We start from the raw sequence: 15,057 nt of genomic DNA on the forward strand, positions 1-15,057 counted from the left end.
TGCCCGGCCACAGCGTGCGACGATTTCAGTGGATTAAGCGGGGCGGGAAAGTCCCCACCAATCGCGCAGTGCCGGGATTCGCGCCAGCAGCGTCTTTTCAATCACAAGTACCCCCAACAAAGACGCACCGAAAAGCGGAAGATAAATCGCCAGCGCCACGACAAGCACAAAAAGCCCCAGCGAAAACCGCGGCGATGACAATGCCTTCGGCGCGCCAAGTGCGCCAGGTTCGCGGCGACGCCACCACATAATCAGGCCGCTCGCACAAACCAGGATCAGACCGCAAGTTGTTACCAGTCCCAGCAATTGATTTGCCAGCCCGAACAATTGTCCCTCATGTGCCGCGATACCTGTTCCGACGATGCGATCGATCAGATGCCGGTCGCTGAAGTCCTCGCGATTTTTTATCGCGCCGGTCGCGCCTTCCAGCACGAGATTGACACGGTGCGTGCGATTGCCTGCCAACGATTTCGCGGTCCAATCGCCCGAGCCTTTTCCCGCAGGCGCTATCATTACCGGCGGCGCCAATTCGAGCGGACGGACCGTGGCGACAATGCGATCGACCGCTGCAAAGTCGATCGGTACTTGATTCCCCTCGGTTTTGTCTGCCCCCTCTGCTTGGACGCGACGACCGCCATGTCCGCCGTGCTCGCCGTGCCCCCCCTGCCCTCCCCCATCTTTCGCACGGCCGCTGCCGACAGTCCAATCTTGCTGCGCGACAGCGGTCCCCGTCAGCCTTCGCGCGGCCTTCAGGTAATTTCCCCACGATTTCGCCCAGGGCAAACCGCTGAGAAGCAAAAACAAAGCCATGCTCGATATCCAGATGCCGGTAACGCTATGCAAATCGCGCCAGAAGATGCGAGAGCCGGACTTTAATCGCGGATAAAGCACACCGCCCCAGCCTTTCGCCTGCCGCGGCCACCACAAATAGATTCCCGTCACGATCAGCACAATCGTCCACGAGGCGGCCAGTTCGACGATCATCGAGCCGCGATCGCCCGACAGCAATTCGCCGTGCAAGCGAAACACGTACCGCATAAACCGCTCGTCCTCGGGCACGGTGTGCAGTACTTCCAGTGATGACGGATGCACATAAACGCGTACCGCCTCGCCGTCGCGCCGTACGATCACGCGCACAGCGTTATCGGAAGCGGTAGGCAACTCGTAATTGCCGAACCTCGCGCCGGGTACCGCCGACAAGGCGGCCGCGATTTGATCCGCAGCGCTAGGCGTGGCGCCCTCGACCTGCAGATGGTCGTAGGGCGCATCCAGCCAGGTCTCGATCTGCGGCTTGAACAAATAAATGGTGCCACTTATCGACAGGATTATCACGAACGGAATGCAGAACAGGCTGGCGTAAAAGTGCCAGCGCCATACGGCCCGATAATCGGGCCACGATCTATCAGTTTTGTCTGGCATACTTCGCCGCCTGTGTGGACGAACGGGTCGTTCGTGGAATGCGAGGGATCAAAAGGCGCCCAAGACTTCGCTGCCGTTGCGGCTGTGCAAATTGCGATGCAGAACGACGTCAATCGTGTCGTTCAAGAATCGCACCGAACCGTCTCCCAGTAGCACATTCGCGCCGCCGGGATGAAAGCTGCGTGGCCCAAAGTAACCAGAGTGGTGCATTACGACATCAGGAATTCGGCTATTGGGCGGTGTGTAGCCGTTGGTTTGCGTGTTGAGCGCTCCCTCGGCCGCCCAGCAGGTGCCGCGACCGCGCATGGCCGTGCTACCGGCGCCACGCCAGCCGGTAAACTGCGGCCAGACGGGCGTCAGATTGGGATTGGCGATCATGCCGTTGATCGTGGGACCGGTCCACGGCGCGCCGGTCATCGTAATGCCAGGCCCTACGCCGGGCGTAAGTCCGGTAGAACCATTGAGCGTGTACTGGTAGGGAAAACCCGGCGTCTGACCGGCCGCGAGCGTCAGGTCGCTGCCGATGCTGCGAATGGCCTCGCTCATGAACACAGTGTTCGAGCTACCATCAGTGACATCCGCATAGCGCACGGCCGAATTGTAAAACGTGATTCCATCGGTCGTGAAACGCTGATCGTAAAGTATGCCCGTGCCGCTGCCGGTGCTGATCATGTAATTGTTGCCGGCGTACGTGGCGTTGTAGGTCGTTTCCGTGTTGATGACGTCAGCCGGATCGGTGGGGCATAAAAGAAGCGGGATGGGCATGGCAAACGTTGCCGCGAACAGCGGATTCGGCACCTGCGCGTTGTACGCCCCCGTAAAGGCGGGCTGGGCGAAATCGAGTAGATTCTGCAAGTTGGCTTGCTCGACATACGGCAACAGTCGCGCCTGCGGCGAGAAGCCGTTCGGCGGATCGGTTGCCGGGAAGCAGCCCCGAGCTCCTTCAAAGTTGATCAAGGCCAGGCCCAGTTGGCGCATATTGTTCTTGCATTGGCTGCCGCGAGCAGCCTCGCGGGCCATTTGCACGGCTGGCAGCAGCATCCCGATCAAAATGCCAATTATGGCAATCACGACCAGAAGCTCGACCAGGGTAAAACCCTCTCGGCGATTCATGGTAAATCTCCCCTAACTTGGCGCGCTAAAGTTCCCAAAATGCAGCCGTGGACTGGCCGTGATCTTGATCCGCGTCTGCGCAGCAGGTCACGCTGCACCGGCGCCATCGACGACGGCCCGGTCGTGCCGCGAGGGAGAGGAGACAAGCCAACGCACAGCGCGCAATCGCGCCGCGAGGCCAATCGGCTGCTTTCGAATGCCGTCCGAACAACTCCTGCAACGCGTGATCAATCTCACGGCGCGCGAGCGCAATGGTCCGGCAACATACGGGCGCAAACCGCTCCCCGGGCACAACCGCTAGACGCGGGGAGGGCGCGTGGGAGGCGAGAAGAAAATCGAATCGGCGTGAGCACTGACGGGCTCAAGCCACTCTGATGTTTGCCAGTCGAACGAATAGTCGACAGCGTCGACAGGGGGCAAACAGGAGAAGGAAAGCACAGACAACGGCCCCATCCCGCGGCAATGGCTGGCTAGCGGTCCGACGATGAACGAGATTCGCCAGCCACGCTTGTTCTGTCCGTTGTTCAACCGGGATGTGATATCCGTGTCGGCGGCGGGCTGCGCTTCGCCATCCTCGTGCAGACGGCAAACCATGCTCGAGCCGGTTTCCTGCCGATCGCATTTCGCACAGGCGCTGGCCGATTCGCGGGGCTTGTCGTCTTGTTTCGACGCACTACAACACGAATTGGCCTCGTGTTCATGACTGATCTCGTGGCCGTCGTGATCGGCGCCGGCGATCTCCGCATCGTGATCGTGGTCGTGATCGGCTTCGTCGTGAGGTGAGCTTTCCTGCGCGGCGGCGGCGATCAGCTCGTGCGGCGCTTCAATATTGTTTGCCTTGGCCCACGCCAGCCGCTGGCGAGCTGAAAAGCAGCAACAGCCGCGCAAGCATTCATCGGCCGACATGCAACCGCAGGGGCGATCCTGGCAAAGGAATGGCTTGCTCTTGTCCTTGCCGCGCGGCGCCACGGGGCGCACCACCGGCAAACCGGTATTCACGACCAGGAAACCCACCAGGCCAAGGCCGACGATCCATCGGCTGGCGAGATGACCCACGCGATCTAGCGAACGAAGACGTCGCATGAGAACACGATTGGGCAGGACTTTGGCGGGTGGGGAAACTTGGAGGCCAAGTTTAAGGGGGGTACGATCCCCTGTCAATTCGCGCGCTTTCCGGGGCGGATCTAGGCGTAACTGCCTCGCGGGACGCCTCGGACCAAGCGACTTATCTCACGCCCTGTACGACATTTCGCTATCCCTCGCGGCACGCTACCGCTCAATGCCAGCGCGAAACCTCGCGCCCCGTCGCGGCAGCTATCAAGCAAACGGCAGCAGGCCTTAAACCTGGATTAACCGCTGCAGTTTAGCCGAAAGGAACTAGTAGGACGTGCGCCAGGCGGCGAAGGCGCGCGGCTGGCTGTAGGCAAGACGCGCAGCCCTCGTTTCGTAGTGTCGAGGTTCATGGAGGGACTGATCATGAAAGTATCACGCCGGGGCATGACGCTCATTGAACTGTTGGTAGTGATCGCGATCATTGGCCTGCTTGTCGGCCTGATCCTGCCTGCCGTTCAAATGGCCCGCGAAGCCGGACGCCGCGCGGCATGTCTGAATAACCTGAAGCAAATTGGCCTGGCGCTGCACATGTACGCCGATCGCAATGGCGTCTTTCCGCCCGGCTATATATCGCGCGTCGTACTTCCCAGTCGCGAGGACGGTGGTCCCGGCTGGGCCTGGGCCGCGATGTTGCTGCCGGACGTCGAACAAGGCTCGCTCAACCAGCAGGTCAACTTCACGGCCGCGCTCAATAGCCCGGCAGCGGACTCAGTGCGGACGGTTTCATTGGCCACATTTGTTTGTCCGTCTGATTCAGAGTTCGAGCCGACGATCGAGATTCCCGCCATCTCGGACAACTCGGTGATCTGCACGATGGCAGCGTCGAGCTACGTCGGCTGCATCGGCACCGTCCGGCCTACGTGCCGGATCTGCCGTGACTCGTTCGACGGAATGTTTGGCCGCAACCGTGCGGTGAGCTTTGCCGAAGTCTGCGACGGCACCTCGAACACGATGGCCATCGGCGAACGAGCCTTTAAATGGTCCTCGCCAGCTCTGTGGGGTGTGATTCCAGGCTCGGAGCTTGTCGACCGTTTGATCGTTGGTCGCCTGGCCGCCGGTCCCGGCTACGTGCTCGGCACTACGTTCAAAGACGGCTTCAACCTCGAAGAGATTGTCGACGACCCGCGCGAAGATCATTCGCTTGCCGAAACCTTCGGCAGCATGCACCCGGGTGGCGCTAACTTCGCCTTCTGCGACGGCGGTGTGCGGTTCATCAAAGACTCGATCGATCCGGCCGTGATGAATGCCATTTCGACCCGCTGCGGTACGCCATACGGCGGTGAGACGATCCATTCCAACCCGCTGGATTGAAATCGATTTTTCAAAATCGGTTTCACGGACGCCGAGAGACGTTCCAGGAGCCACGCATGGGCCTGCTTAAAGAATTCCGCGAATTCGCCATGCGCGGCAACGTAGTCGACATGGCGGTGGGCATCATCATTGGCGGGGCATTCGGCAAGATCGTCTCGTCGCTAGTTAATGATATCGTGATGCCGCCGTTCGGCCTGCTCCTGAAGGATGTCCCCTTCAAAGACTTGGTCATCAGCCTAAACGATTTCCGTCTAAAGGCGGCGGCTTATGCAGTGGATGATGCAGGCGGCCCCGTCGCCACGATCAACATCGGGTCGTTTATCAACACGGTCCTCGATTTCGTCATCGTGGCCTTCGTGATCTTCCTGGTCATCCGCTGGATGAATCGTGTGCTCCCCACGCCGGTGACCACACCGCCGGCTGCGAAGAAGACCTGTCCCTATTGTCAGTCAAGCGTCCCGGCGGCCGCGACCCGCTGCCCGCAATGCACTTCGGAGTTACCCGCCGCGTAGCGAACGGCGGATGCTCGCAGCTGCTTTTGCCTGGCCGCTTCGGACTGCAAACTGGACGGCGCCCATCCCCGTGGCGATAATCGGGGGGCACCCGCCCGCACAGGTTCTGTGCGGGCGCGGTTTGGAATGGTCGTCCCGGTTCATAGACGGGGCGATTTCCGGACGAATGCCGCCCCGCCCGAGACGCCATGCTCGCAGATTCGGCCACTATCCAACGTGCGATTTTTTTAGTTGCGTTGTCGTTTTGCATCATTTCAGGCGCAGCGAGCCATGGCCAAACGGCCGACACGCCTGCCAATGACGCGATGCAGCATTTCGATCGCGAGATCGCACCGCTCCTGTCGCGCCGCTGCCTTGATTGCCACAATCTGACTGATCAAAAAGGGAGCCTCGATCTGACGAGCGCGACTGCGTTCCAGAAAGGGGGCGACAGTGGCCCGGTGGTCGAACCGGGCAAGCTTGAGGACAGCCCGCTCTGGTTGCGTATCGACAATGACGAAATGCCGCCGAAGCATCCTCTGCCGGCGGCCGAACGCCAAACGATCAAGGACTGGATCGCTCGCGGCGCAATCTGGGGCACGGAAAAGATTGACCGGTTCCGCTATACGTCAGACGCACGCGCCGGTTATGACTGGTGGTCCCTACAGCCGCTCGCCCGGCCAAACGTGCCCGCGACGACGGACGACGACGAGGCGCGTGGTCCGCTCGATCGCTTCGTACGGACCGAGCTACTGCAACATGATCTGCGACCGTCGCCCGAGGCGGACCGCCGCACGCTGATTCGCCGTTTGACCTTCGACCTGACGGGGCTGCCGCCGACGCCGGAAGAAATCGCGGTCTTTCTCAACGATGCAGGAGAGGGCGCCTATGAACGCGTCGTCGATCGGCTGCTGGCCTCGCCACAATATGGCGTGCGCTGGGCGCGGCATTGGCTGGACATCGTTCGTTTTGGCGAGAGCAACGGCTTTGAGTACGACGAGTTGCGACCTAATGCGTGGCCATATCGCGATTGGATCGTACACGCGCTGAACGAAGACATGCCGTACGACGAGTTCGTGCGGCTGCAACTGGCCGGTGACGTTCTCAGGCCGCACGATTTCGACGCCGTAACCGCCACCGGCTTTCTGGCTGCCGGCGCGTACGACACGGCAGGGCAAAATCAGCAGAGCGCGGCGATGCGGGCCGTGGTGCGACAAGACGAAATGGAAGACCTGGTCGGCACGGTCGCCCAGACGTTTCTGGGGCTGACCGTTAACTGCGCCCGGTGCCATGACCACAAGTTCGATCCGATTCGCCAGACGGAATACTATTCGCTCGTCTCGGCGTTGTCGGGCACGCGGCAAAGTGATCGTGCGTTGACCGGCCTAAAGCTGGCCGGCAAACGAGCCGCGGAACTAGCAAAAGTCGAAACGCGGCGCAAACAAATACGGTCCGACATCGCCGCGATCGAGCAACCGGCCCGCGACGCGGCGCTTGTAAAACTCAAATCGAATTCCGTCGAATTGCAGCCGCTGGCCTCGTGGGATTTCCGGCAAGATCACGCTCGGCAAACCGCGGGTTGGGAAATTAAGCTCAGCGGCGCAGCGCGGCTAGGTCCCGCTGGCTTGGAATTGAGCGACAATAGGTCGTTCGCTGCAACCGGTTCGCAACCCAAAATGCTACGCGCGAAGACACTGGAAGTCTGGGTACAACTGGCCAATGTCGCACAGTCCGGTGGGGCGGCCGTCGGCATTCAAACGTTTGATGGCGGCACCTTTGACGCGATCGTCTTCGGCGAGCGCGACGCACGACAATGGATGGCTGGCAGCGAAAACTACATCCGCACGCAAAGTTTTCGCGCCCCCGAAGAGTCCGAAGCAGTTGCCGCGCCGGTTCGCCTATGCCTGACCTACGCCGAAGACGGCTCGATCGCGGCTTATCGCAACGGACAGCCATACGGACAACCCTATCGAGGCGGCGATCCGGTGACGTTCGCCGCGGCAAAATGGCAAGTCGTCTTCGGCCTACGTCACGCGCCGGCAGGCCCTGGCAAAATGCTTGCGGGAACCATCGAGCGGGCCAACCTGTACGATCGAGCACTTTCGGCCGAAGAGATCGCCACCGGGTTGGATCAAGCCGTAACCGGCAAGATGATTCGTGAGCAACTCGGCCCAGAATTGCAGGCCCGCTACGACGCGTTGCACGCCGAGTTGGCGCAGACAGATTCCACGATCAACGTCCTGCAACCGCCGCAGGTTTATGCGATCAAGTCGAAGCAGCCGGAACCCACGCGCTTGCTGGCGCGCGGCAATCCTGCGCAGCCGACCGACGTCGTCGCGCCCGGGGGTGTCGGCTCGCTGGGACAATTGCCCGCGGATTTCGGGCTGGCTTCCGACGCCCCAGAAGGCGAACGCCGACAACGTTTGGCCGAGTGGATCACTGACCCTCGCAACGCAATCTTCGCCCGCGTAATGGCGAATCGTCTGTGGCAGTACCATTTCGGCGTGGGCCTGGTCGATACCCCTAATGACTTTGGATTTAACGGGGGCCGACCGGCGAATCAACAACTGCTCGATTGGCTGGCTAGCGAATTCGTCGCCAGTGGCTATCGCCTGAAGGCCATGCACCGGTTGATCGTCACGTCGGCCGCCTATCGTCAGAGTTCACAGGGGAATGAATCGGCCGTAAAGATCGACGCCGACAATCGATTGCTGTGGCGGCATTCGCCGCAACGCCTCGAGGCCGAAGCCGTCCGCGACAGCATGCTCTATGTCGCCGGCGTGTTAGATATGTCGCTCGACGGACCAGGCTTTCACGAAATGAAGGCCAGCATCGCTCCGGGGACCAACACCTTCCTTTACGCCCCCGACGATCCGACAAAAACAATCTTCAAGCGCCGCACGTTGTACCGGGTGTGGGCGCGCAGTGGTCGCAGTGCATTGTTGGATGTGTTGGATTGCCCTGACCCTTCCACCACGAGCCCCCGGCGTGCGGTGACTACGACGCCGCTACAGGCGTTGTCGTTGCTGAATAACGCGTTTGTGCTGCATATAGTCGAGAAGTTCGCCGATCGAATCGCGCGCGAAGCCGGGGCCGAGCCAGAACGGCAGGTTGAACGAGCTTATCGACTCGCCTTCGGGCGAAGTCCATCGGCCGAAGAATTAGCGGCGGCCACCAACGTGGTGCGCGAACATGGCGTCGGCGTTCTCGCCCGAGCGATCTTCAATAGCAACGAGTTCGTCTATGTCGACTGAAACGCGTCGCGAATTCCTGTCTTGGGTCGGCAATGGCCTGTCGAGCGCGGCGCTCGCGAGCTTGATGCTGGGTGATCGCACGCTCGGTGCCGCGCCGATATCGGGTGATGCCGCGGACTTGCCACCTCATCGGCCGGTCAAGGCGCGCCGCGCCATCCATATCTGTCTGTGCGGAGCAATGAGCCATGTCGATACATTCGATCACAAGCCCGAGTTAACACGCCTGCATGGCAAGTCCCTCTCGACGGACGAAAAGCCGGACGTGTTCTTTGGCCAGGTGGGCCTGCTGCGCGCGCCGGCTTGGAAGTTTCAGCAACGCGGCCAAAGCGGCCTATGGGTGAGCGACCTGCTCCCGCATATCGCCGAAGTAGCCGATGAGCTGACGGTCATCAATTCGATGTACGCCGAAACGTCCAATCATACGCCGGCAATGTTTCAGGAGAATACCGGCTTCCGGTTGAACGGTTTCCCCGTATTGGGAAGCTGGCTGTCGTATGGCCTGGGTTGCGAGACTGACAATCTGCCGTCGTTCGTCGTGATCCCTGATGCTCGCGAGCTGCCGGCCGGTGGCTCGATCAACTGGACGAACGGTTTTCTTCCCGCCCGGCACCAGGGAGTCGTGGTGCGTGCGCGGGGCAACCCGATTGACGATCTGTTTCCTCCGGCGTCGATTAGTTCCACAGATGAACAAGCGACGCAGAAGCTCTTGGCCACGATGAACGCTCGGCACCTGGCGGCGCATCAGGGAGCTGATCCGCTGTCTGCACGCGTGCAGGCCTATGAGATGGCAGCACGCATGCAACTGGCCGTGCCCGAAGTTGCGGACCTGCAGGACGAAACGGCGTCAATGCAAGCGATGTACGGTTTCGATCGGGCGGAGACGAACGATTTCGCCCGCGCGTGTTTGATGGCGCGACGACTACTCGAACGTGGCGTACGATTCGTGCAACTTTTCTCGGGTGGTACCTTTGGCAGTCCCCGACGAAACTGGGACGGCCACGAGGACATGGTCAAGAATCACGGACAGGAAGCGCTGCGCATCGACCAGCCGGTCGCCGCACTCCTGAAGGATCTGCGGCAACGCGGCATGCTCGAAGACACGCTGGTTCTGTTCACCACTGAATTCGGTCGCACCCCCTTCACCCAGTCCGCGGCGGATGTGGTCGGCAAGGGGCGTGACCATAATCAGTATGGGTTCACCGTGTGGATGGCAGGCGCCGGATTGAAGCACGGCACCACCCACGGCGCCACCGACGACGTCGGTTACCGAGCCGTCGATCGGCCCGTCCATTGGCACGATTTCCACGCCACGGTGCTGCACCTGCTGGGCATCGATCACGAGCGGCTGACGTTCTATCATAACGGTATCCGCCGACGAATCACCAACGTACACGGCGAAGTGATTCAGCCAATCCTGGCGTAAGCGAGCCCGAGGCCTAGCAATCTCGTTGGCACGCTGCCATGCGTGTTTTGCAACTTCTGGCTCTTCTCATTGAGCTTCTGCCCGGCGCCCAGAAAACTTCTTCGGCCGATGCAATTTCTGGTGTCGCTGCCCGTTATATCTTTCACGCGGCGGAGATTGGTCACAGGCCGTGACTTGTACCCCCGGGGACGTTGGTTCCGTATGGCGGCGTACGTCTCTAGGGCCAAAACGGCACTGATCGCCGAGCGCTGCGGTGAACCTCGGCTTTGGTAACGAATCTGGAGAAACTCGATGAGACGCATGGCATGGTCCCTTGGATTCTTGGTCGTGGCGGCCGGCGCGGTCGCCTTGGCTCAGCCCCCCGGCGGTGGACGAAGTGGCCCCGGCGGTCCGCCGGGCGGTCCTGACGGCGATTTCCGTCCGCCTCCTCCGCTAGTCATTGGGGCCTTGGATACGGATCACGATCACGTACTTTCTGCGGACGAGATCAAAAACGCGTCCGAGGCACTACTGAAACTCGACAAGAACAAGGACGGCAAACTCACGGAAGACGAGTTCATCGGTGCGCCCCCGGGCGCCGGTAATCGGCGCGGCGGGCGTGACGGCGATGGTCCCCGCGGCGGGCGTGGTGCAGGGAGACAACGTCCCGATGATCGCGGACCGCCCCCAGGTGGTCCGGGGGGCGACCTTGGCCCGCAAGGGGGCGACGGTCCTCCGGGGCCGCCACGTCCGGAACAATTCGTCGAGCACGCGCTCGACTATGATGCTGACAAGGATGGCAAGCTCAGCCCTGACGAGTTGCGAAAGTTCGCCGAAGACCTGTCGCGGCACGGGCCCGGTGGACCGGATGGTCCCCCGCGCGGCCGTCCGCAACGCCCGGAATAACGGACCGGATGCAGTTATTGCTGGCTGGTTCGAAAAGACGCAGTCGCCGGAACGCGTCAGAAAAAAAATTGCCCGAAAAATCTTGCCAGGCGACCGGTGCGAATTGCGCAGGGGGCCTGGCTTTTTTTCGGGCAAGATACACCGCTTTTGCGGAATTTTTCGGATATCGCGAACTTAATTTTCTAGCGGCCCGTCCGAACGGTTGACTATCGCGTAAACGGCGGCAATCCTGATTAGGAAGCTCGTCCACCCGCGTTCCGTTTTCCGCGATTTCGCGCTTGCCAGATAGCGTCGCCATTCGGCGATTCGTGCAGGCGTGTGGCAACGCGGTTTTTCGAACCGAATATCAAGAGATTTGCCTCGCAATGGGTGCATCGTTACCGTTGTCGATTGCCTCGGGCTCGCTCTCCGCGAGTTCTGCGCCGATTCCCATTATCCATTTACTGCGCGCGATCGGATCGCATTTGATCGTGTGGCATCACCTGGCCTTTTACGGGCCGGTGTCGGACATTGCCTACACGACGTCGCCGGTCGTATTCGACTGGCTGGTGGATTACGGGCGGATGGCGGTGCAGGTGTTCTTCGTGATGGGAGGCTTCGTGACGGCCCGCAAGCTGAGCCGGCCCCAGCAATGGACGCCGCGGATCTTGGGGCGCGAAATCGTGGCCCGTTATCGGCGCATCGGAATTCCGTACCTAACGGCGCTATTGCTGGCCGTCGCAGCCAACGAAGTAGCGCGTCGCTCGATGGAGCACGAATCGATTTCGGCCACCCCGTCGATGACGCAACTCGTGGCCCACGCCTTCTTCCTGCAGGATGTCCTGGACTACGAGCCGGTTTCGGCCGGAATCTGGTATCTGGCCATCGATTTTCAACTGGGCCTGTTGACCCTGGTCATCCTGGCGGCCTCCCAATGGATGCGCGGTGCCCAAGGGCGCGATGCCGAGGCCGGTTTCCGAACGGCTCAATATGTATTCTGGCCGCTGGCCGCGGCGTCTTTATTGTGGCTAAATCGCTTCGAGCAATTCGACCATTATGCGTTGTACTTCTTTGGCAGTTACTTCGGCGGCATGGTCGTGGCGTGGACGCTGGCTGGTCGCCTGCCTCGAACGGCGCTCTTGGCCTACGTGGGACTAATGGCTGCGGCGTTGGCCGTCGATTGGCGGCCCCGGCTCGTCGTGTCGGTCGCCACTGGGTTGACGATTTTCTTCGCCGAGGCAACGCGCGAACGGCGCAACGCTTGGACAAGTTGGGCCTCGGGTTTGGCGCGCTTTTGGGGGGACCGGTCCTACAGCTTGTTCCTGATCCACTTCCCCGTGTGCCTCGTGATCACGGCCTGGATCGCAGAGTACGTCGTCGATCGGCCGCACGCGGCACTTGGCGTGATGATCCTAGAATATGCAGTCAGCCTGATCGCGGCCGTCGCCTTCTATCGATTCGTAGAGGGGCGCACACTGCGAACTGGGTCGAAACGCGAAGCGCCTTCGCTACGGACCGCGGCGCAGGCTTCCTAGTGCGTCCATTGCACTGCTGCTAGCGACGCGCCCTACACCAACTCGCTAATAACTTGGCCTTCGACCAGCGGTTGCGGCCGGCCCACCGGATCGACGACGTGCGTCACGGCCGGATTGATGCCGATGTTGTGGTACAACGTGGCGATCACGTCCTGGAAATTGACAGGACGCTCGGTGGCAAACTCGCCCAAGCGGTTGGTGGCGCCGATGACCTGGCCGGTCTTCATGCCGCCGCCGGCCAGAATCGCGCAACTGACCTTCGGCCAGTGATCGCGACCTGCCCCATTGTTAACCTTCGGCGTGCGACCGAACTCGCCCCAGGCGATAACCGTGGTGTCCTGGAGCATATCGCGTGCTTCCAGATCTTCGATCAGGGCGCTCAAGCACTGGTCGAGCTTGCCGCCGTGGTCGCGCACCAAGTTGAAGTTATCGCCGTGGCTGTCCCAACGGCCGTAGCTAAGCGTAACGCAACGCACGCCCACCTCGACGAGCCGGCGAGCGATCAGCAAATGCTCGTTAGCCGTCGGCGCACCGTCGTATTGGAACTTGTACGGCTTACCGTCGCCGTAACGGGCACGCACGGCGGGGTCTTCTTTGGAAAGGTCGAGCGCCTCGAGCAATTTGCTGCTCGACAATACGTTAAACGCTTGTTGCGTGAACGTGTCGGCCGCCTGCATCGTGCCGCGGTTGTCGACATCGCGACGCAAACGATCGAAGCTCGACAGCAGAGCCTTGCGATCTCCCAATCGATCGAGCGTGATATCCGTGAGCTTCATATCTTCGAGGCCGACCCCCTCGGGCTTGAAGCACCGATAGGCGGGGCCCAAGAATCCGGGCGTGCCCGGATCGGACCAGGGCATGTGCGATGTCTTATCCGCCAATCCGACAAACGTCGGCACCGAGGGATCGACCGGGCCGAGCACCTTCGTCGCGACAGCGCCGACGCTGGGGTGTCCCCCCATGATGCTCAAATCGCGCGGGGCCCAACCCGTCATGCATTGCCAGGCGTCGTGACCGCCGGTGGCGCCGACGACCGAGCGAATGATCGCGCACCGGTCCATCAAGCTGGCGATGCGCGGAAAAGTTTCGCCAATCTGAATGCCGGGGACCTTGGTCTGGATCGGCTGGAACTCACCCCGGATTTCGGACGGTGCGTCCATCTTCAGATCGAACATATCCTGGTGCGGAGGTCCGCCTCCCAGGAAGATGTTGATCACCGATTTGTGTCGGCGCGCCTGCTGTGCCGCTTGGACACGAAAGACATCGGCCAGGTTGATGGTGCTGGCAAAAGCCGACAGCGCGCCGATCTGCAAAAAGTTGCGTCGCGACAGGCTGCTTGCTCGGTCCGAGCGGCGACCAAAGATCGTCAGCATGATCGTCTGTTCCGCAGCGAGTTGTAAGGTGGGAATATCTGGCGGGGCCGCATCCGTGAACATCCTGTCCCAGGACGCAGCACCGATAATGATGCCCTGGATCGCGGCCGGAATGCAAGACCAATCCCCCGTCTGGCGTATTAGGCCAGGGGCTCGATCCGGACTCAGCATATCAGGAGAGAGGTGCAGTCCCAAGCATTTTGGCCCTCTGGTGGGAGAAATTTCCGGCCAAGAAACTAGTATTCGCGCAAAGAAATTTGGCAAAAAAGCGACACGATGCGCGCGGCGCCGGTATGTTTGAGGTGCATTGAAAGTTCGTCGGGCCCGTGGCGCTCGCTGCGACTCGCCGAATTCCACGTGCCCCATCTCTTGGCTGGTCTCCGTCAATCGCTCTTTAATGGAAATGCATCCATGCCCGTCCCCGCTGCCAAAGTAAAAGCGTTATGCACCTCGGCCGAAGCCTCGTTGGTTCGTGCAAGTCGCAAGGCCGAACTCGCGCAACTAGGCGCCGCCGACGTGAAGAAGCTTGCCGTTCGCGCTCGCCAGTTGCGTGACAAATGGCGCGATCTCAATCGGCGGCAAGCGCGCGGCAGCGGCACAAAGCCCGAGGTGGGCGAGGCGGCCACTAATTCGCATTTGAAGGAAGAAATCTTTCAAGACACGCTGACAAATTTCGAAGCGCGTCTTGCACAATTGGAAAAGACCGACGCACCGGCCAAGACCAAAGCGACTTCGAAGACGAAGCAGGACCGCTCGGCCGAACATCGCGCCACGCGTGCGGCTGTGCGGAAAGGGTTGTCGGCGGCTGAGGATCTGCTCAATGCCGATTTGAATAGCGCTCCGCGGCGGAAGAAGCCCGTTGCCGCGCCTGCTAAGCCTGCAGTTGCCGCCGCGCCTGCCAAGGCGTCTGCCGCTCATGAAGCGACATCAAAAGCGCCCGCGAAAAAAGGGGCCGCGAAGCTGCGTCCGCCGGTCGCCAAGCCAGCCAAGGCACTGCCGCCCATGCACGAACTCGCAAGCAAAGGCAAGCAACGTCAGCTCGTTGCCGCCGCTAAGCAAGCCCGAGTCGCGAAAAGCGGAAAGACAACGCGTCTGCGGGCACATGTCAAGTCGCAAGGCAAACGCGTGCAAGCGCGCCGCGACGGCAGATAGCGATTGCCG

11 protein-coding genes are annotated in these 15,057 nt (G+C 61.1%); 7 read left to right on the forward strand and 4 right to left on the reverse strand.

The window, feature by feature from the left end:
- Nucleotides 1–33: 33 nt before the first annotated feature.
- The 3 genes from VGN12_29515 to VGN12_29525 all read right to left on the reverse strand — a co-directional run bounded on the left by VGN12_29515 (nucleotide 34) and on the right by VGN12_29525 (nucleotide 3,615).
- Nucleotides 34–1,419 carry a PepSY domain-containing protein gene (locus tag VGN12_29515; GenBank protein HEY4313627.1) on the reverse strand — a complete coding sequence of 462 codons (1,386 nt, stop codon included), beginning with the start codon at nucleotides 1,417–1,419 and terminating at the stop codon, nucleotides 34–36.
- A gap of 48 nt (nucleotides 1,420–1,467) precedes the next feature.
- Nucleotides 1,468–2,532, reverse strand: a complete 1,065-nt coding sequence (locus VGN12_29520) for a DUF1559 domain-containing protein (GenBank protein ID HEY4313628.1) — start codon at nucleotides 2,530–2,532, stop codon at nucleotides 1,468–1,470.
- 297 nt (nucleotides 2,533–2,829) lie between these two features.
- Nucleotides 2,830–3,615, reverse strand: coding sequence for a hypothetical protein (locus VGN12_29525; protein HEY4313629.1), 786 nt, complete (start codon nucleotides 3,613–3,615; stop codon nucleotides 2,830–2,832).
- Between the two features lie 393 nt (nucleotides 3,616–4,008).
- Between VGN12_29525 and VGN12_29530 the strand changes: the two genes are divergently transcribed.
- From VGN12_29530 to VGN12_29555, 6 genes are all read left to right on the forward strand, one after another.
- Nucleotides 4,009–4,956, forward strand: coding sequence for a DUF1559 domain-containing protein (locus tag VGN12_29530; protein HEY4313630.1), 948 nt, complete (start codon nucleotides 4,009–4,011; stop codon nucleotides 4,954–4,956).
- Nucleotides 4,957–5,012: 56 nt separating this feature from the next.
- The gene (mscL, locus tag VGN12_29535; protein ID HEY4313631.1) at nucleotides 5,013–5,468 is read left to right on the forward strand and encodes a large conductance mechanosensitive channel protein MscL; all 456 of its coding nucleotides are present in this window, start codon (nucleotides 5,013–5,015) and stop codon (nucleotides 5,466–5,468) included.
- A 188-nt stretch (nucleotides 5,469–5,656) separates the two neighbouring features.
- Nucleotides 5,657–8,701, forward strand: a complete 3,045-nt coding sequence (locus tag VGN12_29540) for a DUF1553 domain-containing protein (GenBank protein ID HEY4313632.1) — start codon at nucleotides 5,657–5,659, stop codon at nucleotides 8,699–8,701.
- Nucleotides 8,691–10,124, forward strand: coding sequence for a DUF1501 domain-containing protein (locus VGN12_29545; protein HEY4313633.1), 1,434 nt, complete (start codon nucleotides 8,691–8,693; stop codon nucleotides 10,122–10,124). The genes VGN12_29540 and VGN12_29545 overlap by 11 nt, the downstream gene beginning before the upstream one ends.
- Before the next feature lie 300 nt (nucleotides 10,125–10,424).
- The gene (locus VGN12_29550) at nucleotides 10,425–11,009 is read left to right on the forward strand and encodes a hypothetical protein (GenBank protein ID HEY4313634.1); all 585 of its coding nucleotides are present in this window, start codon (nucleotides 10,425–10,427) and stop codon (nucleotides 11,007–11,009) included.
- Between the two features lie 365 nt (nucleotides 11,010–11,374).
- Nucleotides 11,375–12,523, forward strand: coding sequence for an acyltransferase family protein (locus tag VGN12_29555; GenBank protein HEY4313635.1), 1,149 nt, complete (start codon nucleotides 11,375–11,377; stop codon nucleotides 12,521–12,523).
- Nucleotides 12,524–12,555: 32 nt separating this feature from the next.
- Here VGN12_29555 and VGN12_29560 read toward each other — a convergent pair whose 3' ends face one another.
- Nucleotides 12,556–13,896 (reverse strand): DUF1501 domain-containing protein, encoded by a 1,341-nt coding sequence (locus VGN12_29560; protein HEY4313636.1) that lies wholly within the window; start codon nucleotides 13,894–13,896, stop codon nucleotides 12,556–12,558.
- A gap of 411 nt (nucleotides 13,897–14,307) precedes the next feature.
- On the opposite strand from VGN12_29560, the gene VGN12_29565 reads away from it, so the two are divergent.
- Entirely contained in the window at nucleotides 14,308–15,048 is a 741-nt protein-coding gene (locus tag VGN12_29565; protein ID HEY4313637.1) for a hypothetical protein, read from the forward strand.
- The last annotated feature ends 9 nt before the right edge of the window (nucleotides 15,049–15,057 follow it).

The organism is Pirellulales bacterium, from assembly GCA_036499395.1.
Lineage (GTDB): Bacteria > Planctomycetota > Planctomycetia > Pirellulales > JACPPG01 > JACPPG01.

Bases quoted from the DNA above. Each gene is read 5' to 3' on its own strand.
- VGN12_29515 (HEY4313627.1), bottom strand. From the start codon at position 1,419: ATGCCAGACAAAACTGATAGATCGTGGCCCGATTATCGGGCCGTATGG.
- VGN12_29520 (HEY4313628.1), bottom strand. From the start codon at position 2,532: ATGAATCGCCGAGAGGGTTTTACCCTGGTCGAGCTTCTGGTCGTGATT.
- VGN12_29525 (HEY4313629.1), bottom strand. From the start codon at position 3,615: ATGCGACGTCTTCGTTCGCTAGATCGCGTGGGTCATCTCGCCAGCCGA.
- VGN12_29530 (HEY4313630.1), top strand. From the start codon at position 4,009: ATGAAAGTATCACGCCGGGGCATGACGCTCATTGAACTGTTGGTAGTG.
- mscL (HEY4313631.1), top strand. From the start codon at position 5,013: ATGGGCCTGCTTAAAGAATTCCGCGAATTCGCCATGCGCGGCAACGTA.
- VGN12_29540 (HEY4313632.1), top strand. From the start codon at position 5,657: ATGCTCGCAGATTCGGCCACTATCCAACGTGCGATTTTTTTAGTTGCG.
- VGN12_29545 (HEY4313633.1), top strand. From the start codon at position 8,691: ATGTCGACTGAAACGCGTCGCGAATTCCTGTCTTGGGTCGGCAATGGC.
- VGN12_29550 (HEY4313634.1), top strand. From the start codon at position 10,425: ATGGCATGGTCCCTTGGATTCTTGGTCGTGGCGGCCGGCGCGGTCGCC.
- VGN12_29555 (HEY4313635.1), top strand. From the start codon at position 11,375: ATGGGTGCATCGTTACCGTTGTCGATTGCCTCGGGCTCGCTCTCCGCG.
- VGN12_29560 (HEY4313636.1), bottom strand. From the start codon at position 13,896: ATGCTGACGATCTTTGGTCGCCGCTCGGACCGAGCAAGCAGCCTGTCG.
- VGN12_29565 (HEY4313637.1), top strand. From the start codon at position 14,308: ATGCCCGTCCCCGCTGCCAAAGTAAAAGCGTTATGCACCTCGGCCGAA.